The organism is Bradyrhizobium forestalis (assembly GCF_002795245.1).
Lineage (GTDB): Bacteria > Pseudomonadota > Alphaproteobacteria > Rhizobiales > Xanthobacteraceae > Bradyrhizobium > Bradyrhizobium forestalis.
In genome coordinates this window covers 1-20,164 of sequence record NZ_PGVG01000035.1, presented here as the reverse complement: position 1 = coordinate 20,164, position 20,164 = coordinate 1, and the positions used below count along the sequence as shown (strand labels likewise).

The window sequence follows — 20,164 nt, the reverse complement described above, 5'->3', positions numbered from 1 at the left end:
TCTCGCCGAGAGCTCAGAGCGTGCAGTGGCGCTCCGCGCGCATCTTGATCTGGAGATCGGACGCGGCCTGGAAGGTCGGCAGCGGCTTGCTGACGACCTTGTAGGTCGACACCCCAATCTGGAACGGCTTGTACTGCAGGTCCTCGTTCCAGACCTGGCAGATGCCGGTGTTGTCCCAGCGGATCACGTAATAGCCGACCTTCGCGAATGCGGGCACGGCGAACACGGAACTAGCGATGCCGGCAACGGCACAGAGCGCGAGAACGCGACGCATGAAGTATCTCCTTGTGGGGAAGTGGGATCTGAAAATTCGTGCGGTAAAAGCCGGTCCTTTGCAAGCCGGGGAGCCGCCGGTCACGGACATGTCAGCTGTTCCCCAAGCATTTGGTTTGGCCGCGTGTCCGACAAGCCACACGCTCACCTCGCGAGTGACGCGATCGCCTCGATCTCGAGCAGCATCTTCGGATCCGGCAGCGCGTGCACCACGCAAGTCGTGCGCGCCGGGTAGGGCGGCGGGCCGAAGGCGCCGGCATAGAGCGCGTTCATGGCGGCGACGTCAGAGGCGCGGGGCAGGAGCACGTTGACCTTGACGAGATCGTGCATGCCGGCGCCGGCTTCGCCCAGCACACGCTTGATGTTGATGACGACGTTGGCGAACTGCGCCTCGAAGCCGTCGGCCAGCGCGCCATTGGCATCGAAGCCGGGAATGCCGGAGACGAACAGGAGGTCACCGACGCGGGTGGCAAAGGACAGCGGCGGCGCCTTGACGTGCGGCGGAGGCGCGAAATGCTGGATCGGCATGGGTTCACCTCAGGTGAAGGGCTGAGGCCCAGCAGCGTAGCGGCAGGACAGGCGCGCTCCAAACAAAAAATGCGAAAACAACCCCATGCACAGTAGCGATCATGCAGAGATCATTAGGTTTTTTAGAATTCGGGAAGAGCGAAAGATTCGCTTGCTCCGTCGGGCAAAACAGGGGCAAAATGGCATCATGAAAGTTGGTCGGTGCTAGCCCCAAGCTTCGTCGTCATGCCCCGGCTCGACCGGGGCATCCAGTACGCCGCGGCCCCGCGGTCAATCATAACCGCTTCTGGAATACTGGATCGCCCGGTTAAACCGGGCGATGACAGTTGAATGCGCTGCCGCACTCCGCGCCTCACCGCTGCCCCATCATGTTGCCGCCGCGATCGATCGGATAGATTCACCGCGTCTGCTTCGATTCCACCCTTGAGAAATAGACCCGGAGATCCCCATGAAGCTCGCATCCGCCTTCCGCGCCGCGCTTGTCGCCATTGCCGCCCTGGCCGGCCTCTCGACCGCGGCGCAGGCCGACAGCGGCTTCGTGACGCTGACGATCTACAAGGCGGGCTGGATCATCGGCGGCTCGGGCGGCTCGGGCGTGCTCAACTTCCGCGGCCGCACCTATGGGCTCTCCACCGGCGGTCTCGACTACGGCCTCGTGTTCGGCGGCTCGAAAACCGTGCTGCGCGGCCGCGTCTCCAACATCAACCGCCCCTCTGACGTCGCCGGCGTCTACGGCGCCGCCGGTGCCGGCCTTGCCGTCGGCGCGGGCGCCCGCGCCATCGTGCTGACCAACCAGAAGGGCGCGGTGCTGGAGCTGACCGGCACCCAGGTCGGCCTGATGGCGAATGCGGATCTCAGCGGACTTGCAATCACGATGCGGTAGGGGCGGCTTTCGCCTGGTCCGTAGCCCGCATGAGCGAAGCGACATGCGGGAACAGCGGCCCCGGATGTCGCTGGCGCTCATCCGGGCTACGACTGCGACGAACGCGCCGCCCCGGTGAACACCGCCAACTGCGCGTCGAAAGCGCGCCGGAACGCCGGTCGCGCTTCGCCGCGGGCGACATAGGCGGCGATGTCAGGATATTCGTCCAGCAGGCCGGACGTGTTCAACCGCCGCAGCACCGTCACCATCATGAGGTCGCCGGCGCTGAAGGCGCCGGCGAGCCAGTCGGCTTTGCCGAGGCGGCGGGACAATTCGCCGAGCCTGATGCGGACGCGGTCCTGCAGCAGGGGCAGCCGCTCCGCGTACCAGCTCTTGTCGCGCTCGACCAGCATGGCCATCGTGAGCTCGACGATCGGCGGCTCCATCGTGCTGAGCGCGGCGAACATCCACGCGATGGCGCGGGCGCGGCCATTGGAATCCTTCGGCAGCAAACCATCGTGGCGCTCGGCGAGATGCAGCACGATCGCCCCGGATTCGAACAAAGCGAGATCCCCGTCCTCATAAGTCGGGATCTGCCCGAACGGATGCAGCGCACGGTGCGCGGGCTGCTTCATCGCTTCGAATGAAACAAGACGCACATCGTAGGGCTGGCCGACCTCTTCCAGCGCCCAGCGAACGCGCATGTCGCGGGCCTGGCCCCTGCCGCGGTCGGGCGATCTTTCAAAGGCTGTGATCGTGGGATGCATCAGGGGTCTCCGGGGTGATCACGCGTTGCAGCCAGAGGACGAGCGACGGGTGCGGATTCCGACAGGGTATCCCGGTTTTCCGGCCCGTAGACCGCATGAGCGAAAGCGACATGCGGGGCAACCGCCGGTCCCGGATATCGCTTCCGCTCATCCGGGCTACGCAACAGAAAAATCCCGCCTCCCATGTCGGAATGCCGTTCCCAGCCTCGTCCTTGGAAGGCCCCGGCGTGCGCCGCACGTCCGGTCCGCGGCGAAAGGATATCCGTGCATGACCTCCATTACCCCGTTTCTCTGGTTCGACAACAACGTCCCGGAAGCCGTCGCGTTCTACAAATCGGTGTTTCCCAACGCGAAAGTCGAGACCCTCAGCGACTTCATGGCGGTGTTCGAACTGGAAGGGCAGCGCTTCAACGCGCTCAATGGCGGACCGCAATACCGCTTCAACGAGGCGGTGTCGTTCTTCATCAGCGTCGAGACACAAGGCGAGGTCGACTATTTCTGGGAAGCGCTCACCGCCGACGGCGGCGAGGAATCCCGCTGCGGCTGGCTCAAGGACAAGTTCGGCCTGTCCTGGCAGGTGATCCCGTCAGCGCTGCCCCGCTACCTCGGCGATCCCGACCGCACCAAGGCGAACCGCGTCATGCAGGCCATGTTGCAGATGCGGAAGATCGTGATTGCGGATTTGGATCGGGCGTATGCGGGGTGAGGGGGCGACGCGCTGCTGGCGTTAACTCCTCATGGTGAGGAGGCGCGAAGCGCCGTCTCGAACCATGAAAGGCCCGCATCTCGCCCGCGGCCATCCTTCGAGACGACCGCTTCGCGGTCTCCTCAGGATGAGGCCGGTGGGTGTTGAACGTCCAACGCGGCGATCCACTCCGCAAGCTCCAGCCACGGCTCCAGCGTCCAATGCCCGGACGCGGCGCCGGACGGCGAGGGTAGCACGAATATCTCCGGCCAGCTTCCATCGCGCTGCTGACGCCCCAGCGCAATCCCGCGCGACGGCCGACCGTAGAACAAGCTCGCCGCCTTCTTGCTCGTGAACGCAATCGTCCGCGGCCGATACTTTTCGATCTTGGCCCTGAACCCCGGCACGTCGATCGTCTCCGTCGCGATCTGGTGATCCATCCCGGCGCCCGTCTTGCAGAGATCGGTGAACCCGATCCCGAGCCCGATCAGCGCAGCGAACTCGCCCGGCTGATAGCGCCGCGGCGTGATCCCGGCCTCATGGATCGCGCGCCAGAAGCGGTTGCCGGGATGGGCGTAGTAGTGCCCGAGCTCGGCGGAGCGCGTCGAGGCGGCGGTGCCGACGAAGACGAGGCGGAGGTTTTCGCGGAGCTGGTCGGGGAGGCGGTGCGTTTCGTCCAAGTGAATCGTCGGTGGCACGCTCACTCTTCCGTCTTGCGGGTTTCGCGGCCGTGCCATATTCGCGTGATCAGGATGTCTTGCGTTTCCGCCAAGACGGCATAACGGACGATATAGCCGGACGCGCCAAAGCGCACCACGATCTGACGCAGCTCGGCATCGTCGGTCTGCATGCCCAGATTGGGAAACTCCTCCAGCCGTTCGATCGCCCGCCAGATCGACGCGAGCGCGCGTTGCGCGGCGGACGGGCTGTGTTGATCGAGAAAAAGGCGTAATCGCTCGACGTCCTCGACAGCGTCGGGCGAAAGCAGGATCATCCGATCCTGCGCGCCACCGGTCGCGGCAGCTCCTTCGCCGACCCCCAGCTCGCGACCCAGTCCTTCACCTCGTTGAGCGGCACGGCGGTGCCGCTCTTTCGGAAATCATCCAGCCGCCGGCGATCCTCGGCGATGTCGGGGCCGGCGATATCGACCACGGAATCGAGCAGCGCCACGGCCTCCGCGAGCACGGCTGCGACATCCTGCCCGCGCTCGTCGGCCATCTCGCGCAAACGCGCGTCGGTCTCGGCGTCGATCTCCAGCGTGCGACGAATGATGTTCATGGCATCAGGATAGGCGCGGAGGAGGATTTTGTCGAGGCGCTCGAGTTGGAGAGATCGGTGAAGCCGGTCCCAGGTTCGATCAGCGAAGCGAACTCGCCCGGCTGATAGCACCGCGGCGTGATCCCGGCCTCATGGATTGCGCGCCAGAAGCGGTTGCTGGGATGGGCATCGTAGTGCCCGAGTTCTGCCGAGCGCGTCGAAGCGGCAGTGCCGACGAAAACGAGGCGGAGGTTGGGGCGGAGCTGGTCGGGGAGGCGATGGGGGATGGAGCCGGGCAAGATAGCCATTCTTCAACGTCGTCGCTCGCGCGAGTATCAGCGAAATACGGACCGGCTATTCATCCTGTGTGCTTCGCGAAGAGGTTGAAGCTCTCGTTTTGCGCGGCTTCTTGGTCGCTTTCTTTGAGGCGGTGGCCGCGGCAACCCTGATCCCCCTAAGCCAACGAGGATGGTAGCTTATCCTATATTGGATCTCCCGATCGGCCCTAATGCCCATGAGAATCGTGCCACCTTCCTCCTCTTGAATCTTGTTCTGCGCATCGAGCATCATTAGAAAAAGGTCTATTCCGTTGAAGAATTCTTCAAATTGCGGTTCCGTAAAACCGCGTGAAAAAGATATCTTCGTATGGTCTAAGAAGAAGAGAACAAACTGGCGAATCCGCCAGAAGCATTTCTGCTTTGGCTCTGTCGGCAGAACTGTAGCTCAAGAAAATGTCCCAAGAGCTGGGCTCTTCGATGCGACTCTGTTTGGAGATGGAGGCTTTCCGGGCACGCATCATGTTGGAGTAAATCGCGTTCTTTGGTTATCAAATCGATGCCGCAAGAATCGTCAACGGCGCGAGTCGCGCTGCACGGCCCGACTCATGGCTTGTAATGGTTTGCCTCAGGTGCTTCGGAGTGGGGCGCTGCCCCCCTCACAACACCCGATTACTCTCCTTCACCTTCTCCGCATCCAGATAAACGCTGCTCCCCATCTCCTTGAACTTCGCGCTCATCTTGGCCATGCCGTCCTCGACGGTGCCGGCCATCGACATGCCCACAGCCGCCGGATCGTTCAGCGTCGCCGCGTAATCCCGCACGTCCTGCGTGATCTTCATCGAGCAGAATTTCGGTCCGCACATCGAGCAGAAGTGCGCGACCTTGTGGGCTTCCTTCGGCAGGGTCTCGTCGTGGAAGCTCTTTGCGGTATCCGGATCGAGGCCGAGGTTGAACTGGTCGGTCCAGCGGAAGTCGAACCTCGCGCGGGAGAGGGCGTCGTCGCGCAGCTGCGCGGCGGGGTGGCCCTTGGCGAGATCGCTCGCGTGGGCGGCGATCTTGTAGGTGATGACGCCGGTCTTGACGTCGTTGCGATCGGGTAGCCCAAGATGCTCCTTCGGCGTGACGTAGCAGAGCATGGCGCAGCCGAACCAGCCGATCATGGCCGCACCGATGCCTGAGGTGATGTGGTCATAGCCCGGCGCGATGTCGGTGGTCAGCGGTCCAAGCGTGTAGAACGGTGCCTCGCCGCATTCCTTGAGCTGCTTGTCCATGTTGATCTTGATCTTGTGCATCGGCACGTGGCCGGGGCCTTCGATCATGACCTGGCAGCCCTTGTCCCACGCGATCTTGGTGAGCTCGCCGAGCGTCTCGAGCTCCGCAAACTGCGCGCGGTCGTTGGCGTCCGCGATCGAGCCGGGGCGCAGGCCGTCGCCGAGCGAGAACGAGACGTCATACTTGCGCATGAGATCGCAGATCTCGTCGAAGTGCGTATAGAGGAAGCTCTCCTTGTGATGCGCCAGGCACCACTTCGCCATGATCGAGCCGCCGCGAGAGACGATGCCGGTGACGCGGTTGGCGGTGAGGTGGATGTATTGCAGGCGCACGCCGGCATGGATGGTGAAATAGTCGACGCCCTGCTCGCACTGCTCGATCAGGGTGTCCTTGTAGAGCTCCCAGGTCAGCTGCACCGGATCGCCGTTGCACTTCTCCAGCGCCTGGTAGATCGGCACGGTGCCGATCGGCACCGGCGAGTTGCGCAAGATCCATTCGCGCGTGGTGTGGATGTTGCGGCCCGTCGAGAGGTCCATCACGGTGTCGGCGCCCCAGCGGATCGCCCATACCATCTTCTCGACCTCTTCCTCGACCGACGATGTCACCGCCGAGTTGCCGATGTTGGCATTGATCTTGGTCAGGAAGTTGCGGCCGATGATCATCGGCTCGAGCTCGGCGTGGTTGATGTTGGAGGGGATGATGGCGCGGCCGCGCGCGATCTCGTCGCGCACGAACTCCGGCGTGATGAAGGCGGGGACCGAGGCGCCAAAACTTTCGCCGTCGGCAAGCGCCGCTTCCGCGCGCTCGAGCTGTGCCTTTCGGCCAAGATTTTCGCGCGCGGCGACGTAGATCATCTCCTTGGTGATGATGCCGGCGCGGGCGAATTCGAGCTGGGTCACCTTGTGGCCGTCGAGGCCGCGCAGCGGCTTGTGATAGGCCGAGAACGCACGCGCGGCCTTGTCGGTGGAGACGCTACCATTGTCCTCCGGCTTGATCTGGCGGCCCTCATATTCCTCGACGCCGCCGCGCTCCAGCACCCATTGCTTGCGGTTGCGGGGAAGGCCGGCGTTGACGTCGATGGTTTGGTGCGGGTCGGTGTAGGGGCCCGAGGTGTCGTAGACCGGCAGGTTCGGCTCGCCGGCGCCTTCGGACAGGATGATCTCGCGCAGCGGCACGCGCAGATCGGGCGCGGCGTCCGGCGTCGCGAAGATTTTGCGCGAGGAGGGGAGCGGACCGGTGGTGACGGCGGGGACGGTCTTTTCGGGGTTGGAGCGGATGTTCATGGGATCCTCCTTAATTCGTTAGTTTCGCTGCGCGAGCGTCGATTACAGCTGTCATCCCCGCGAAAGCGGGGATCCAGTATTCCAGAGACCCTCGTGGGATACGGAGAAGCCGCGGCGTACTGGATCGCCCGGTCAAGCCGGGCGATGACGGCGGAGTGTGGGGTGGGAGCGGGACATGCATCACGCAGCCTCCTTCAGGCCGAGCCATTGCCGCACGCGGGCATCGGGGTCGGCGTTCTGGGTGACGTCGCTGACCACGGCGATCGAATCCGCGCCGGCGGCAAAGATCTCCGCGGCGTGCTCGAACTTGATGCCGCCGATGGCGACCAGCGGGATGTTGCCGATGCGCTTTTTCCATTCCGTGATCTTTGGAATGCCTTGCGGTTCGAAGCGCATCGACTTCAAGGTGGTGAAGAAGATCGGGCCGAGTGCGACGTAGTCGGGCTTTGCCGCGAGCGCGGTCGCCAGCTCGTCGTCGTCATGGGTGGAGATGCCGAGGAGGAGGCCGGCCTCGCGGATTGCCTTGAGGTCGGCCTCAGTGAGATCCTCCTGGCCGAGATGCAGATACTTTGCACCGGCAACGACCGCTGCGCGCCAATAGTCGTTCACGACCAGCTTGGCCTGCGTGCCGTTCGTGATCGCCAGCGCGTCGCTGACGATCTGCAGCGCGTCGGCGTCGTTCAGCTCTTTCGCGCGCAGCTGGATGGTGCCGACGCCGAGCTTGGTCAGGCGTTCGACCCATTTGAGGCTGTCGACGACGGGATAGAAGCGATCAGGATACGCGTTGCGATCAGGATACGGCATGCCAGAACGGGGTCCCAACGACAGGGGTGGACGGGGAAGCGAAGTCGCGGGCATTCATCAGCCCGGCTTCAAAGGCGGTGCGGCCGGCATCACAGCCCAGACGGAAGGCGTTCGCCATGGCGACGGGGTCGGCGGCTTTGGCGATGGCGGTGTTGAGCAGCACGGCGTCGTAGCCGAGCTCCAGCGCCTGCGCCGCGTGGCTCGGCGCGCCGAGACCGGCGTCGACCACCAGCGTGATGTCGGGCAGCCGCTCGCGCAAAAGCTTGAGCGCGTCGCGGTTGGTGATGCCTTTCGCGCTGCCGATCGGCGCGGCCCACGGCATCACCACCTTGCAGCCGGCGTCGACCAGGCGGTTGGCGACCGAGAGATCCTCGGTGCAATAGGGGAACACCTCAAAGCCGTCCTTGATCAGGATGGTCGCGGCCTCGACGAGGCCGACGACATCGGGCTGCAGCGTGTCGTTGTCGGCGATGACTTCCAGCTTGATCCAGGAGGTGCCGAACAGCTCGCGGGCGAGCTTGGCGGTGGTGACTGCCTCGCGCACGGTGCGGCAGCCGGCGGTGTTCGGCAGCACGGTGACATCGAGCTCGCGGATCAGGTTCCAAAACGCATCGCCGGTCTTGCCGCCGGCGGATTCGCGCCGCAGCGACACCGTGACGATGTTGGCGCCGGAGGCGCGGATCGCGCCTTGCATGATCGCAGGCGAGGGATAGAGCGCGCTGCCGATCAGGAGGCGGGAGGCGAAGGATTTGCCGTAGAAGGTCACCATGTGGAAGGTGTCTCCTTGAATGACAGTGTCATCCCCGCGAAAGCGGGGATCCAGTATTCCAGAGGCCGTGCCGCGATACGGAGGAGCCGCGGCGTACTGGATCGCCCGGTCAAGCCGGGCGATGACAGTGGAGTGTTTGGTGAGAGCATCACCTCACCCTCCCTGCCGCGGCGTGATGATCTCGATCTCGTCGCCCGCCTTCAGCGCGGTTTCGGCCCAGCGGCTTTTCGGCACGACGTCGTAGTTGAGCGCGATGGCGAAATGGGTGCCCTCATAGTCGAGCTCTGAGAGCAGCGCGTCGACGCTGACTGAGGCCACCTCGCGCTGCTCGCCGTTGACGATCACAAGCACTGCATCACCTCGTTGTCGATCTGGCCGCGCTGGACATAGGCAAGCGTCAGCTCGGCGAGAACAGGCGCGATCAGAAAGCCGTGACGGTAGAGCCCGTTGACGCTGATCTTGCCGCCGCGAATGCCGATGCGCGGCAGGTTGTCGGGATAGGCGGGACGAAGCCCCGAGCCGAATTCGACGATGCGCGCCTCGCCGAAGGCCGGATGCACCGTATAGGCGGCACCCAGGAGCTCCAGCGCCGAGCGCACGCTGACGCCGGTGTCCTCCGCCTCGATCGAGGTCGCGCCCAGCATGAACAGGCCGTTCTCGCGCGGGATCACGTAGAGCGGCCAGCGCGGATGGATCAGCCGTACCGGGCGCGCCAGCTGCACCTCGTGGCTCTCGATCAGGATCATCTCGCCCTTGACGCCGCGAAGCTCGGGCTGCTCGTCGCGGGCACCGAGGCCCCGGCAGTCGATCACGATGCCTTTAGGATCCAGGTTTGCGAGATCGTTTGCGGTGACGTCGCTGCAGAACTTGATGGTGCCGCCGGCGGCGCGGATGCGCTCGTGCAGCTTCGGCAGCACGCGGCGCGGCTCGACATGGCCCTCGGCCGGGAAGAACAGCGCGTCGCGGAAGCGGCCCTCCAGCGACGGCTCGAGCTCGGCGAGGCCGGCGGCATCGAGCCGGCGGTGATCCTCGGTCATGCGCGCGAAGCGCTCGAAATCGTTGCGCTCGCGCGGATGGGCGACGACCAGCGAGCCGTTGAAAGGCGTGTCGGGCAGCTCGCGCCGCCAGATATCAAGCGAGCGCAGCCCCAGGCGGCTGATGATGGGTTCGGCGACCTCGGCCTCGCAATAGGGCGCGAGCATGCCGCCGGCCCAATGGCTGGTGGCATCCGTCATCGCCTCGTCACCGCGCTCGTGCAAGGTGACGGCGTGGCCGGCCTGCGCGAACAGCAGGGCCTGCCAAGCCCCTGCGATGCCCGCGCCGATGATGGAAACCGGTGAATCCGGTCGCTTGGTGGTCTGGTACATCCCTGTCCCTTCGCCGGCATGACCCGGATCAGGTTCAAAGGGTCACCGCGGTCCTGGGCCGAATTGCCCATTTAGCGGTATCTCAGCTCCTCCTCGGAGCACCCCTCGGAACGGGCGTAATGTATGCCAGTGAGGCCGGGTGGTCAACGCGTGTCGCCGGGAACCGCACGTGGCCCGGACGCGATGCAGCGCGCCGCGCCTTACGGCGTGATGCGTCGCAGAGCCGGGGCCCATCTTGTTGGGAGCGCTGGGTCCCGGTTCAGTGCTGCGGCGTTTTGCGCCTCCGCTTGCCCGGGACACGCGAGTTACTTCAAGGCCTGCGCCCGCGCGTTGCGAACGCGCTGGGCGAGCTTGCGGTGCGGCGCTGTTCCGAACATCGGCTGCGGATTGCCGTTCGGCTCCAGCCACGGTTGGCCCATGCTCTCGCCCGCATTGGCGATCTGCACCGCCTCCTGGCGCTGGCGCTTTGCAGCGTAGTAATAGCCGCCCGCGAAATAACGCACAGCTCGGGCGTGGTCGCCATTGGCGGCGCGATAGGCGCCGGCGAGGTACTTGACCGCATAAGTGAGGTTGGTGTTGGGATCGCGCAGGCCGGCGGCGTCGCCGGTGTAGCCGACCCCGCGGGCGGTCGCGAGCTTGATCTGCATCAGCCCGATGGTGCCGCCACGGCCGACAAGGTGCGGCTGATAGCGGCTTTCGCGCATGATGACGCGATGCACCAGCGCCTCCGGCACGCCGTTGGCGCGGGCATGGGCTGCAACCATCTCGGCGTATTCGGCTTCACCGGCGAATGCGGCCTGCGGCAGCGTCAATCCGGCCGCGAGCAGCGCGACAACGCGTAAAATTTTCATCGAAACATTCCTCGGCAGAACGGACCTGCGCCGCTGCGCGTTAGGCCGTGGGAACACGGCGATGATGTGGCGAAACGCCGCCATCGGCGATTTTCGCGGGGCCGTCGTTTTTACGACTCAAACATGGGTTAAGTTTGGACCCGGCGGAGTGCCTTACGGGGCAGCAGGTCTTCGTGCATTCGCCCAAAAACCACGACTCAAAACCAGCATTCGGGAGGACGTCCATGACCCGAGCAGACATCGGCGACATCCCCACGCAGAACCCGTGTGCACAATGTGGGACACCGATCCCGTTCCCGGACTACATCGAGCCGGGTGAGGGACGCGTTTCCTATCTCTGGACCTGCCAGGCCTGCGGCTATCGCTTCGAAGCGGTGGCGATCTTCGATAAGCGCGCCATCGAGCACCCGCCGCTCGCGGCATAACGGGCGCTCACGCGGCGAGCCGCGGCGCCTGCGAGACCGGCAATTGCATCCGTACGATCAAGCCGTGCGGCTTGCGGTCGTGCAGCGACAGCTCCCCGCCATGGGCGAGCGCGATCGCGCGCGCGATCGAGAGGCCGAGCCCGAACCCGATGGACTCGTCCATGGTGCGCGCGTCGTCGCCGCGCACGAACGGCTCCAGCATCTCCTGCTTGCGTGCATCCGAAATGCCGGGGCCGTCGTCCTCGACGTCGATGACGAGCGTGGTGTCCGAGACCTCGAGGCGGATCGTCACCTCGGCGCCGAACCGCACCGCGTTCTCGACCAGGTTGGTGACGCCGCGATGCAGATCGTCGGGCCGCGCGGCGGCGGTCGCGGACGCCGGCCCGTCATAACGCACGACATGGCCCATGTCGCCGAACTGGTCGGCGACCAGCTGGAGCGTGCTGGCGATGTCGACCAGCGTCATCGCCTCGATCTTGCGGTCGTCGCGCAGGAGCGACAGCACCGATTCCAGCATCGCGCGCATCTGGTCGAGATCGATCAGCATGCGCTTGCGGTTGCCCTCGTCCTCGATGAACTCGGCACGCAGGCGCAGCCGCGTGATCGGCGTGCGCAGATCGTGGCTGATCGCGGCCAGCATCCGTGTGCGGTCCGACATCAGCCGCGCGATCCGCTCGTGCATGCGGTTGAGCGCACGCGCCACCGAGCGGATCTCTTCCGGGCCGCGCTCGGGCAACGGCTCGGCGGTGCCGTCGAGGCTGAAGTTCTCGGCGGCCTCGGCGAAGGACGACAGCGGCCTCGTCAGCGCGCGCGCCGCCCACAGGCCAAGCACGGTGACGCAGATGAAGGCGCTCATCAACGCGGTCAGCCAGGGCCCGCCCCAGAACCACGGCCGCGGGCCACCATCGACATGACCGGCGATCACGGTCCCGTCGGGCAATTGCACGCCGACGCGCCGCGTATTCCCGTCCGAGGCAAGCTGCACCGCCTTGAAGCCCCGGCCGAGATGACGGCGCATCCCGTGCAGGTGCGGACCGTCGCCCTTCTCGACGATCGCGGTGCCGGGCGCCAGCATCTCGATGCCGAGGCTGGGGAAGGCGCGCGCAAGATCAGCGACGAGGCGCGGCCGCTCGCCGGGCTCGGCCGCGCCGAGCAGCAGCGCGGCATCGGTCAATTGACGGGCGCCGTCCGGCGGCGCATCCGGGCGGTCCGGCCGGCTGATCAGGAAAGCGGTGGTGACGACGAGATGGAGCGCGACGGTCGACGCCAGCACCAGCGCGGCGATCTGCCCACTGATCCCCTTGAGATGGAAGAACCCGAACGGCTTCATCGTCGGCATCCCCTTCAGCTGCTCAGGGACACCGCAACCGCTTCAGTGCTTGCTGCTTCAGTTTTCGCAACTTCCGTTCTCGGCGTGAACAGATAGCCGCCGGAGCGCACCGTCTTGATGAGGATGGGGTCGGCCGGATTCGGCTCGATCTTGCGGCGGATGCGGCTCACCAGCACGTCGATGGAGCGCTCGAACGAGCCGGTGTTGCGCCCTTGCGTGAGGTCGAGCAGGCTGTCGCGCGACAGCACGCGGCCGGGCCGTTCGCAGAACGTGCGCAGGAGATCGAACTCGGCGCTGGTCACCGCGACGCGCGCGCCTTCGGGATTGCGCAGTTCGCGCAGGCGCAGGTCGATGCGCCAGCCTTCGAAGGCGAGCGTGGAGGCGCCCGCGATCGTGCTCGCCGCCTGCGCCACGGCCTGGCGGCGCAGCACCGCGTTGATGCGGGCGAGCAGCTCGCGCGGATTGAACGGCTTCGGCAGATAGTCGTCCGCGCCCATCTCGAGGCCGACGATGCGATCGACGTCCTCGCCGCGCGCGGTCAGCATGATGATCGGCGTCTGCGATTCGGCCCGCACCTTGCGGCACAGGCTGAGGCCGTCCTCGCCCGGCAGCATGACGTCGAGAATGATCAGGTCGACACGATGGTCGGCCATGGCACGCGACATCTCGCGGCCGTCGCTCACGGCGGTGACGTTGCAGGCGTTGTTGCGCAGGTACTTCGCAATCAACGTCCGGGTTTCGCGGTCGTCCTCGACGACCAGGATGTTGGGATTGGGAATGGCCATGCGCTTTGTTTGTCCGAGATTCAGGCCAAATGGCGAAGATTTTTGTTTCAGAGTGTTTCCGGAAGCCCCGTCGCAACGCCGGGACATGACGGGCAGCGGAGCGGCAAGATCTCATTAAGGCCGCTAACCATACCGTGGCGCCGTTCGCCACGAAACCCCACAAGACCCACGGAGCCATCATGACCTCGATTTCGGCGGCCTCCGCCGGCAGCCACCAGTCGCCGCTGCAGCGGCTGCAGCAGGAATTGCAATCGCAAGTCTCCGCCGGCACGATCTCGTCGTCGGACCAGTCCGCGCTCGCGACGGCGTTGACCGACATCGACACCGCGCTCCAGCAGAGCCGGGCAGGCGGTCAGTCGAGCGGCACGCGTCCCTCCAAGGAGGAGATGCAGTCGAAGATCGACGACCTCATCTCGAACGAGGTCTCGAACGGGACGCTGACCTCCGACCAGGCCGAGGAGCTGAAAAGCGTGTTTCAGTCCACCTTCGCGAGCGGTCCCGGCGGCGCGGGCGGAGCCGGTGGAGCGGGCGGCCCGCCGCCCGGTCCGCCGCCGGACGACAATTCGTCGGATTCGTCGACGACCGACTCGACCGGCAGCACGTCGGCCGACGCGACGACCGCGGAGATCCTCCAGCAATTCCTCCAGGCGCTCCAGCAATCGCAATCGTCGGCATCGTCCTATGCCGCCAATGGCAGCTCAACCGGCAATTCGAGCTTCTCCGCGCTTCTGATCGACTATAAGAGCTGACCCAAGAGCTGACCTGGGCGACGTCAGGTCGGCGCGGGCCCCGCCGCGGTCATGCTTCACCCAGGGCGCAGGATCGTCGGCGGGGAACCGTGCATCGCAAAATGTTCCTGAGTGACGCAGGAACAAGCCTTGCGAATGCTCCGCTCGCGCATTGCGCGACGAAATTGCGGCGCGCACGGAACTGCGCGTGATCAGCGCTGTTTTCTCCACACAAGGTTTTCGTTGAAGGAGAGGACAACATGATGAAATCGATCGTTGCCGGCCTTGCCGGCACAGCACTGCTTGCGACCGCAGCGTTCGCGCAAGCGCCGCCCGCCGCCACCGACAAGGCGGCACCTGCGGCCACCGCCACGACGACCACGAGCGCGTCCGACCAGTGGCGTGCGTCGAAAATGTCGGGCCTGAAGATCTACAACGAAGCCAACGAGAACATCGGCTCGGTCAACGACCTCTTGATGGACAAGAGCGGTAACATCAAGATCGCCGTGATCGGCGTCGGCGGCTTCCTGGGCATGGGCGAGCACCTGGTCGCCGTACCCTTTGAGAAGTTGAAGTTCGTCAACGAGCCCGTCGCCTACAGCGGCACAGCGGCCACCAGCCCGCCCGGTCGGCCGGCCTCGACCACGACGACTGGCGCAGCGACCGGAACCGACAAGACAGCGACGACGTCGTCCGCGTCGAAGTGGTATCCCGATCACGCCGTGTTCAGCGCCAGCAAGGACGAGCTGAAGAACATGCCCGAGTTCAAGTACTCGGAGTAATGAGGCTCTGAACGCCTAAACGAAGCGCGCCTGGTTTTCCCCGGGCGCGCTGTCGTGCCTCCCTTACCTCTCTCCGCAAGCAGGGCGTCCAGGCAATTCTTGAAGATTGCTCCGCGCACCGCTCAGGCGCCGCCGCCCTTGAGCCGTTCGTTGCGCCGGCGCAAGGCTTCCAGGGTGGCGAGGAGGATGACCGACACCGTCGTCAAAATCACCGCCGCTGCCGTGATGGTCGGGCTGATGTTCTCGCGGATGCCGCTGAACATCTCGCGCGGCAGGGTGCGCTGCTCGGGACCTGCCATGAACAGCACGATCACCACCTCGTCGAAGCTGGTCGCGAAGGCGAACAGCGCGCCTGACGCGAGGCCAGGCAGGATCAGCGGCAGGATCACACGGCGGAATGCTTGCAGCGGCGAGGCGCCGAGCGAGGCGGCCGCGCGCGCCAGATTGGTGTCGAAGCTCTGCAGCGTCGCGCCGACCGTGATCACCACGAACGGCGTCGCCAGCGCGGTGTGGGCCAGGATGAGGCCGAGATAGCTGCCGGTCAGTCCGATCGGCGCAAAGAAGAAATACAGACCCACCGCGGTGATGACCCCGGGCACGACGACCGGCGACAGCACGAAGGCCAGCACGAGCGGTTTGAACCGGCTCTTCCATTGCGCCAGCCCCAACGCGGCCAGCGTGCCAAGCACCATCGACAAAAGGGTCGAGGCGACGCCGATGATCATGCTGTTCTTCAGCGAATTCATCCAGCGCGGCGAATTGATGAAGTCGTCGTACCAGCGCAAGGAGAGGCCCGGCAGCGGATAGGTCAGGTACGAGCCCGAGCTGAAGGACAGCGGCATGATCGCAAGGATGGGCGCGATCAGGAAGATGAATACCAGCGTCGAGATGGCGATGGTCGCGGTCCACGCGATGCGCTGGCTGGGCGTGCGGAGGGAGGAATTGTCGCTCAATTCTTCATGCCTCCCGTGACCGGCTGGCCCTGCACCAGCTTGCCGTAGACGATGGCCAGCAGAAGCGTGGCCAGCAGCAGCACCGCACCCAACGCCGAAGCGAGGCCCCAATTGGCGGTCTCGGTGGTGTAGAGCGCGATGAAGTAGCTGATCATCTGGTCGGCGGCCCCGCCGACCAGTGCCGGTGTGATGTAGTAGCCGAGCGCCAGGATGAAGACGAGCAGGCTTCCGGCGCCGATGCCGGGCAGGGTCTGCGGCAGGTAGATCCGCAGGAAAGCGGTGAGGGGTGGCGCACCGAGCGAGGCGGCGGCGCGCATATAAGCGGGCGAGATCGCCTTCATGCTGCTATACAGCGGCAGGATCATGAACGGCAGCAGAACGTGGGTCATGGCCACGCAGACGCCGAAGCGGTTGTAGATCAGGCGCAGCGGCTCGTCGATGATGCCGAGCCAGAGCAGGCTGTCGTTCACGACGCCCTTGCTCTGCAACAGGACGATCCAGGCACAGGTGCGGACCAGCAGCGAGGTCCAGAACGGCAGCAGGACGAAGATCATCAAGAGGTTCGACCGGCCGGGCGGCAGCGTCGCCAAGAGGTAGGCGACCGGAAAGCCGAGGATCAGGCAGAGTGCCGTGACACCGAGGCTGATGAGGAAGGTGCGGGCGAAAATGTCGCGGTAGATGGCCTGATCCGGAGGTGCTGCGACGATCGCGCCGTCCGCGTTCCGCGTCAGGTCGAGCGCGGCGAGAAGGTAGAAGCCGGTGATAGGGCCACCGGCATCCTTGATCGTCGTCCAGGTGGTGCGCTCGCGCCAGGCCGAGTTGATCTTGATTAGCGTCTCCTTCGCCGTGCCTGCTTCCGGCACAGCCTTCAGATTGCGTGCGGTGCTGGTGAGGATGGTGCGAAAGCCGTTCAGGGCGTAGTTGAGCCGCTTGGCCGCAAGCGCAATGGTGCCGGCAGCGCGCGCCGCCTGGATGTCACCCGCCAGCGCCGCATAGGCCTTTTCGTCCGGCAGGTCCTTGCCGTCCCAATTGGCGAGAGCGGCGATGGTTTGCGGCAGAACCTGGCGCACCTCCCTGTCATCGACCGCGCGCCACAGCATGCCCGCGATGGGCCCGGCGAAAGTGAAGAGCAGGAAGACGAGAAGCGGCAGCACCAGCGCCAATGCCTTGACCTGGCGTGTCCGCTCAGCACGCCTCAATCGGCGCTTGAGCGGCACCTCGGTCAGGGACGCTGCTGTCATGGCATGAGCCCCCTTGACCGGATATCCTTCGCCAATGCGGGTAGGTCAATCGCATGTGGCCTTTTGGAGCGGTCTGAGCGCGCGCCTCGTCCTTCGAGACGACCGCTTCGCGGTCTCCTCAGGATGAGGCTCATCAACATCGGTGTCTGTGAAGTCGTCGCCACAGACTCAGACCTCATCCTGAGGGCCCGCCGTAGGCGGGCGTCTCGAAGGATGCGCCGCGGGCAAGCTACCCGCCACGCTTTTCCCTCTACTTGCGCCGCCCGCCATTTCGGTCACGCCCCTATTTCGCGGCCCATTTGTTGAAGCGCTCGGTGAGGCGGTCGATGTTCTCGAGCCAGAAGCCGACGTTGATCTCGACCGCGTTCTTGATGTTGTCAGGCGCTGTCGGCAGGTCCTTCAGAACGGCGGGCGCGAGCTTGCCGGCTGCGTCCTTGTTCGAAGTGCCATAGGCGATGTTCTCCGACAGTTTCGACTGGTTCTCCGCCTTGCCGACGAAGTCCAGGAACTTGTAGGCCGCGTCCTTGTTCGGGCTGCCCTTCAGGATGACCCAGCTGTCGAGCGTGAACAGCGCGCCGTCCCACACCATGCCAAAGTTCTTCTTCTCGTTCTTGTTCGCGGTGTCGATGCGGCCATTATAGACCGAGGTCATCGCGACCTCGCCGGAGGCGAGCAGTTGCGGCGGCTGGGCGCCGGCCTTCCACCAGACGATGTCGCCCTTGATGGTGTCGAGCTTCTTGAACGCGCGATCGACTCCCTCGTCGGTCGCCAGCACCTTGTAGACGTCCTTCGGCGCGACGCCGTCGGCCATGAGGGCGATCTCCAGCGTGGTCTTCGGGCCCTGACGCAGGGCGCGCTTGCCTGGAATCTTCTTGGTATCGAAAAAGTCGGCCCAGCCGCTCGGGGCCTGCTTCAGCTTGTCCTTGTCGTAGCCGAGCACGAAATCGTAGAGGATGGCGCCGACGCCGCAAGGATTGACCGACGGCGGGATATAGGCGGCCTCGCCGCCGATCTTCGAATAGTCCAGCTTCTCGAACAGGCCTTCCTCGCAGCCGACCGCGAGCTCGTCGCTCTCGACCTGGACGACGTCCCAGGTGGCGGCGCCTCCCTGCACCTTGGCGCGCAACACGCCGACGCCGCCGTCCCAGGACTCGTCGTTCATCGCAGCGCCGGACGCTTTCTTGAACGGCTCGAAATAGACCTTCTTCTGGGCATCCTGATACGCGCCGCCCCACGACACGACGGTGAGGTCACGCGCCGCTGCGACCGTAACCAGCGCGGCGCTGGCGCTCAGTGCCGCGGCGAAACCCAGAGCGATCTTGCCAATCTTGCGCTTCAGCATGGTCCTTGTTCCTTCTTCATGTGTCTTACGTTGAAGTCGATCGTTTCAGGTCCGGATCAGACGGGATCGAGGGCGAGGCAGTCCTCGGGGCGGAAGGTGATGTGCACGCTTTCGCCATGTCCCAGGCTGTGATGCGCACCGGGCTGAAGCTTGACCATGAACTCCCCGTTGCCGGCGACGTCGAGCACGGCCAGCGCGTGGTCGCCGAGATAGATGGTGTTCTGTACCCTGGCCGGCAGCCGGTTAGGTCCTTCGCTGACGGTGCCATCCGGGACAATGGCGACCCGCTCCGGCCGCACCGAGAGGGAGGTCGATGCGCCCGCGCCCGATACATTGACCGCCCGTGCGGTCACGGTGCCGCCACCGGCCAGCGCGACGCGGCAGTATTCCCTTTCGACGGTTTCCACGGTACCGGCGAGCACATTGTTCTCGCCGATGAAGTGGGCGACGAAGCTGTTCACCGGATGCTCATACAGCGCGTCGGGCCGGTCGATCTGCTGCACGATGCCGTCGTTGAACACGGCGATGCGGTCGGACATGGTGAGCGCTTCGCTCTGATCGTGGGTGACGTAGACGATCGTTATGCCCATGGTCTGGTGCAACTGCTTGATCTCCAGCTGCATCTGCTCCCGCAGGCGCTTGTCCAGGGCGCCCAGGGGCTCGTCCATCAGCACGAGTTGCGGATTGAAGACCAGCGCGCGGGCCAGCGCCACGCGTTGCTGCTGACCGCCGGACAGCTGCCCGGGCCGCCGATGCGCCAAAGTTTCCATCTTGATCATGCGCAGCGCCGCGCTGACGCGCTCCTGCACGTCCGCCTTGTTCGTCTTGCGAACGGATAGCGGGAAGGCGATGTTCTCCGCGATCGTCAGGTGCGGAAACAGGGCGTAGTTCTGGAACACCATGCCGATGTCGCGCCGGTGCGGCGGCACATTCTTGATCGGCCGGTCCGCGAGGTAGATCTCGCCATGGGTCGGAACCTCGAAGCCGGCCAGCATCATCAGCGTGGTGGTCTTGCCCGAGCCCGACGGGCCGAGCAGGGTGACGAACTCGCCCTTCCTGATGTCGAGATCGAGGTTCTTCACCACGAGGTGCTCGCCATCGTAGGTCTTCTGAATGCTGGAAAAGCGCACCAGCGCCGGCGCGGCTGTGACCATGCCGGCTTCCATGTTGTCCTCGCGTTGTCCCCTACAATGCCGTGCGAGATTAGCATCCTCCGGCGAGAATGCCAGCGGCGCAAGCGGCGAAGAGGCGTGCGGGCCTGGTGAGTGGGGGCGATCGCATATGACTCGCGGCGGCAGCCTGCGCGCGCCTCGTCCTTCGAGACGGCGCTTACGCGCCTCCTCAGAGGGTGAGAATGATTCTTTTGCCGGGAGATTTTGCAGCCGATGGGTTGGAGTCGGCGCCCCTGAGGCTTTTCGGGTGAGTCGGCGCCGAATGAGCGCGATCTGACTAGACCTCCCGATTCCGGCCGGTGCTGCGGCTTGTCGGCGCCGCTTGGCGTGGGCTCCTCGTCATGCGGCGACCTGTGCCTTGGCGTGCAAGGCGAGGAAGCGCATCATGTTGTGAGCGACGGCGAACCACA

23 protein-coding genes, 1 pseudogene and 1 riboswitch are annotated in these 20,164 nt (G+C 65.1%); of the genes and pseudogenes, 5 read left to right on the top strand and 19 right to left on the bottom strand.

What is annotated here, in order from left to right; genetic code table 11:
- Positions 1–13: 13 nt before the first annotated feature.
- The gene (locus tag CVM73_RS30230; RefSeq protein ID WP_100235439.1) at positions 14–274 is read right to left on the bottom strand and encodes a hypothetical protein; all 261 of its coding nucleotides are present in this window, start codon (positions 272–274) and stop codon (positions 14–16) included.
- A gap of 143 nt (positions 275–417) precedes the next feature.
- Positions 418–801, bottom strand: coding sequence for a RidA family protein (locus tag CVM73_RS30225; protein WP_100235438.1), 384 nt, complete (start codon positions 799–801; stop codon positions 418–420).
- Between the two features lie 448 nt (positions 802–1,249).
- Between CVM73_RS30225 and CVM73_RS30220 the strand changes: the two genes are divergently transcribed.
- On the top strand, positions 1,250–1,684 hold the full coding sequence (locus tag CVM73_RS30220; RefSeq protein ID WP_100235437.1) for a hypothetical protein: 435 nt from the start codon (positions 1,250–1,252) through the stop codon (positions 1,682–1,684).
- Positions 1,685–1,770: 86 nt separating this feature from the next.
- On the opposite strand, the gene CVM73_RS30215 is transcribed toward CVM73_RS30220, so the two are convergent.
- Positions 1,771–2,430: a glutathione S-transferase family protein gene (locus tag CVM73_RS30215; RefSeq protein WP_100235436.1), complete on the bottom strand. Its 660-nt coding sequence runs from the start codon at positions 2,428–2,430 to the stop codon at positions 1,771–1,773.
- Between the two features lie 268 nt (positions 2,431–2,698).
- Between CVM73_RS30215 and CVM73_RS30210 the strand changes: the two genes are divergently transcribed.
- Positions 2,699–3,136, top strand: a complete 438-nt coding sequence (locus CVM73_RS30210; RefSeq protein ID WP_100235435.1) for a VOC family protein — start codon at positions 2,699–2,701, stop codon at positions 3,134–3,136.
- Positions 3,137–3,258: 122 nt separating this feature from the next.
- Here the strand turns inward: CVM73_RS30210 and CVM73_RS30205 are convergent, their stop codons facing one another.
- From CVM73_RS30205 to CVM73_RS30150, 10 genes and pseudogenes are all read right to left on the bottom strand, one after another.
- Positions 3,259–3,795, bottom strand: coding sequence for a mismatch-specific DNA-glycosylase (locus tag CVM73_RS30205; protein WP_100235434.1), 537 nt, complete (start codon positions 3,793–3,795; stop codon positions 3,259–3,261).
- A gap of 20 nt (positions 3,796–3,815) precedes the next feature.
- On the bottom strand, positions 3,816–4,109 hold the full coding sequence (locus CVM73_RS30200; protein WP_100235433.1) for a type II toxin-antitoxin system RelE/ParE family toxin: 294 nt from the start codon (positions 4,107–4,109) through the stop codon (positions 3,816–3,818).
- Positions 4,106–4,393 (bottom strand): hypothetical protein, encoded by a 288-nt coding sequence (locus tag CVM73_RS30195; RefSeq protein ID WP_100235432.1) that lies wholly within the window; start codon positions 4,391–4,393, stop codon positions 4,106–4,108. Before CVM73_RS30195 ends, CVM73_RS30200 begins: the two co-directional genes overlap by 4 nt.
- A gap of 35 nt (positions 4,394–4,428) precedes the next feature.
- A pseudogene (locus tag CVM73_RS30190) lies at positions 4,429–4,680 on the bottom strand (uracil-DNA glycosylase family protein); the annotation flags it as partial.
- A 626-nt stretch (positions 4,681–5,306) separates the two neighbouring features.
- Positions 5,307–7,205, bottom strand: a complete 1,899-nt coding sequence (gene thiC, locus CVM73_RS30180; RefSeq protein WP_100235430.1) for a phosphomethylpyrimidine synthase ThiC — start codon at positions 7,203–7,205, stop codon at positions 5,307–5,309.
- A gap of 180 nt (positions 7,206–7,385) precedes the next feature.
- Positions 7,386–8,009 carry a thiamine phosphate synthase gene (locus CVM73_RS30170; protein ID WP_100235429.1) on the bottom strand — a complete coding sequence of 208 codons (624 nt, stop codon included), beginning with the start codon at positions 8,007–8,009 and terminating at the stop codon, positions 7,386–7,388.
- Positions 7,996–8,778 (bottom strand): thiazole synthase, encoded by a 783-nt coding sequence (locus CVM73_RS30165; RefSeq protein ID WP_100235428.1) that lies wholly within the window; start codon positions 8,776–8,778, stop codon positions 7,996–7,998. The genes CVM73_RS30170 and CVM73_RS30165 overlap by 14 nt, the downstream gene beginning before the upstream one ends.
- Positions 8,779–8,931: 153 nt before the next feature.
- Complete coding sequence (gene thiS, locus CVM73_RS30160; RefSeq protein WP_100235427.1) at positions 8,932–9,129, bottom strand: sulfur carrier protein ThiS; 198 nt, start codon at positions 9,127–9,129, stop codon at positions 8,932–8,934.
- Positions 9,120–10,145 carry an FAD-dependent oxidoreductase gene (locus tag CVM73_RS30155; protein ID WP_100235426.1) on the bottom strand — a complete coding sequence of 342 codons (1,026 nt, stop codon included), beginning with the start codon at positions 10,143–10,145 and terminating at the stop codon, positions 9,120–9,122. Before CVM73_RS30155 ends, thiS begins: the two co-directional genes overlap by 10 nt.
- Positions 10,133–10,261: riboswitch (TPP riboswitch) on the bottom strand. Its footprint overlaps the gene before it by 13 nt.
- A 189-nt stretch (positions 10,262–10,450) precedes the next feature.
- Positions 10,451–10,996: a lytic transglycosylase domain-containing protein gene (locus CVM73_RS30150; protein ID WP_100235425.1), complete on the bottom strand. Its 546-nt coding sequence runs from the start codon at positions 10,994–10,996 to the stop codon at positions 10,451–10,453.
- 224 nt (positions 10,997–11,220) lie between these two features.
- Between CVM73_RS30150 and CVM73_RS30145 the strand changes: the two genes are divergently transcribed.
- A complete protein-coding gene (locus tag CVM73_RS30145) occupies positions 11,221–11,421 on the top strand; it encodes a hypothetical protein (RefSeq protein ID WP_100235424.1) in 201 nt (66 codons plus the stop codon).
- Positions 11,422–11,428: 7 nt separating this feature from the next.
- Here CVM73_RS30145 and CVM73_RS30140 read toward each other — a convergent pair whose 3' ends face one another.
- Together CVM73_RS30140 and CVM73_RS30135 are read right to left on the bottom strand one after the other, a co-directional pair.
- Positions 11,429–12,751: an ATP-binding protein gene (locus tag CVM73_RS30140; protein ID WP_100235486.1), complete on the bottom strand. Its 1,323-nt coding sequence runs from the start codon at positions 12,749–12,751 to the stop codon at positions 11,429–11,431.
- A gap of 14 nt (positions 12,752–12,765) precedes the next feature.
- Positions 12,766–13,536, bottom strand: coding sequence for a response regulator (locus CVM73_RS30135; protein WP_100235423.1), 771 nt, complete (start codon positions 13,534–13,536; stop codon positions 12,766–12,768).
- 179 nt (positions 13,537–13,715) lie between these two features.
- Between CVM73_RS30135 and CVM73_RS30130 the strand changes: the two genes are divergently transcribed.
- Both CVM73_RS30130 and CVM73_RS30125 read left to right on the top strand, forming a co-directional pair.
- Complete coding sequence (locus tag CVM73_RS30130; RefSeq protein WP_167407143.1) at positions 13,716–14,285, top strand: hypothetical protein; 570 nt, start codon at positions 13,716–13,718, stop codon at positions 14,283–14,285.
- 239 nt (positions 14,286–14,524) lie between these two features.
- On the top strand, positions 14,525–15,046 hold the full coding sequence (locus CVM73_RS30125) for a PRC-barrel domain-containing protein (protein WP_100235421.1): 522 nt from the start codon (positions 14,525–14,527) through the stop codon (positions 15,044–15,046).
- A 122-nt stretch (positions 15,047–15,168) separates the two neighbouring features.
- On the opposite strand, the gene CVM73_RS30120 is transcribed toward CVM73_RS30125, so the two are convergent.
- From CVM73_RS30120 to CVM73_RS30105, 4 genes are all read right to left on the bottom strand, one after another.
- On the bottom strand, positions 15,169–15,999 hold the full coding sequence (locus tag CVM73_RS30120; protein WP_167407142.1) for an ABC transporter permease: 831 nt from the start codon (positions 15,997–15,999) through the stop codon (positions 15,169–15,171).
- Positions 15,996–17,240 carry an ABC transporter permease gene (locus tag CVM73_RS30115; RefSeq protein ID WP_100235420.1) on the bottom strand — a complete coding sequence of 415 codons (1,245 nt, stop codon included), beginning with the start codon at positions 17,238–17,240 and terminating at the stop codon, positions 15,996–15,998. The genes CVM73_RS30120 and CVM73_RS30115 overlap by 4 nt, the downstream gene beginning before the upstream one ends.
- A 283-nt stretch (positions 17,241–17,523) precedes the next feature.
- The gene (locus tag CVM73_RS30110) at positions 17,524–18,582 is read right to left on the bottom strand and encodes an ABC transporter substrate-binding protein (protein WP_100235419.1); all 1,059 of its coding nucleotides are present in this window, start codon (positions 18,580–18,582) and stop codon (positions 17,524–17,526) included.
- 56 nt (positions 18,583–18,638) lie between these two features.
- Positions 18,639–19,748 (bottom strand): ABC transporter ATP-binding protein, encoded by a 1,110-nt coding sequence (locus tag CVM73_RS30105; RefSeq protein ID WP_100235418.1) that lies wholly within the window; start codon positions 19,746–19,748, stop codon positions 18,639–18,641.
- Between the last annotated feature and the right edge of the window lie 416 nt (positions 19,749–20,164).

Bases quoted from the DNA above. Each gene is read 5' to 3' on its own strand.
- CVM73_RS30230 (WP_100235439.1), bottom strand. From the start codon at position 274: ATGCGTCGCGTTCTCGCGCTCTGTGCCGTTGCCGGCATCGCTAGTTCC.
- CVM73_RS30225 (WP_100235438.1), bottom strand. From the start codon at position 801: ATGCCGATCCAGCATTTCGCGCCTCCGCCGCACGTCAAGGCGCCGCCG.
- CVM73_RS30220 (WP_100235437.1), top strand. From the start codon at position 1,250: ATGAAGCTCGCATCCGCCTTCCGCGCCGCGCTTGTCGCCATTGCCGCC.
- CVM73_RS30215 (WP_100235436.1), bottom strand. From the start codon at position 2,430: ATGCATCCCACGATCACAGCCTTTGAAAGATCGCCCGACCGCGGCAGG.
- CVM73_RS30210 (WP_100235435.1), top strand. From the start codon at position 2,699: ATGACCTCCATTACCCCGTTTCTCTGGTTCGACAACAACGTCCCGGAA.
- CVM73_RS30200 (WP_100235433.1), bottom strand. From the start codon at position 4,109: ATGATCCTGCTTTCGCCCGACGCTGTCGAGGACGTCGAGCGATTACGC.
- CVM73_RS30195 (WP_100235432.1), bottom strand. From the start codon at position 4,393: ATGAACATCATTCGTCGCACGCTGGAGATCGACGCCGAGACCGACGCG.
- thiC (WP_100235430.1), bottom strand. From the start codon at position 7,205: ATGAACATCCGCTCCAACCCCGAAAAGACCGTCCCCGCCGTCACCACC.
- CVM73_RS30170 (WP_100235429.1), bottom strand. From the start codon at position 8,009: ATGCCGTATCCTGATCGCAACGCGTATCCTGATCGCTTCTATCCCGTC.
- CVM73_RS30165 (WP_100235428.1), bottom strand. From the start codon at position 8,778: ATGGTGACCTTCTACGGCAAATCCTTCGCCTCCCGCCTCCTGATCGGC.
- CVM73_RS30155 (WP_100235426.1), bottom strand. From the start codon at position 10,145: ATGTACCAGACCACCAAGCGACCGGATTCACCGGTTTCCATCATCGGC.
- CVM73_RS30150 (WP_100235425.1), bottom strand. From the start codon at position 10,996: ATGAAAATTTTACGCGTTGTCGCGCTGCTCGCGGCCGGATTGACGCTG.
- CVM73_RS30145 (WP_100235424.1), top strand. From the start codon at position 11,221: ATGACCCGAGCAGACATCGGCGACATCCCCACGCAGAACCCGTGTGCA.
- CVM73_RS30140 (WP_100235486.1), bottom strand. From the start codon at position 12,751: ATGAAGCCGTTCGGGTTCTTCCATCTCAAGGGGATCAGTGGGCAGATC.
- CVM73_RS30135 (WP_100235423.1), bottom strand. From the start codon at position 13,536: ATGGCCATTCCCAATCCCAACATCCTGGTCGTCGAGGACGACCGCGAA.
- CVM73_RS30130 (WP_167407143.1), top strand. From the start codon at position 13,716: ATGACCTCGATTTCGGCGGCCTCCGCCGGCAGCCACCAGTCGCCGCTG.
- CVM73_RS30125 (WP_100235421.1), top strand. From the start codon at position 14,525: ATGATGAAATCGATCGTTGCCGGCCTTGCCGGCACAGCACTGCTTGCG.
- CVM73_RS30115 (WP_100235420.1), bottom strand. From the start codon at position 17,240: ATGACAGCAGCGTCCCTGACCGAGGTGCCGCTCAAGCGCCGATTGAGG.
- CVM73_RS30110 (WP_100235419.1), bottom strand. From the start codon at position 18,582: ATGCTGAAGCGCAAGATTGGCAAGATCGCTCTGGGTTTCGCCGCGGCA.
- CVM73_RS30105 (WP_100235418.1), bottom strand. From the start codon at position 19,748: ATGGAAGCCGGCATGGTCACAGCCGCGCCGGCGCTGGTGCGCTTTTCC.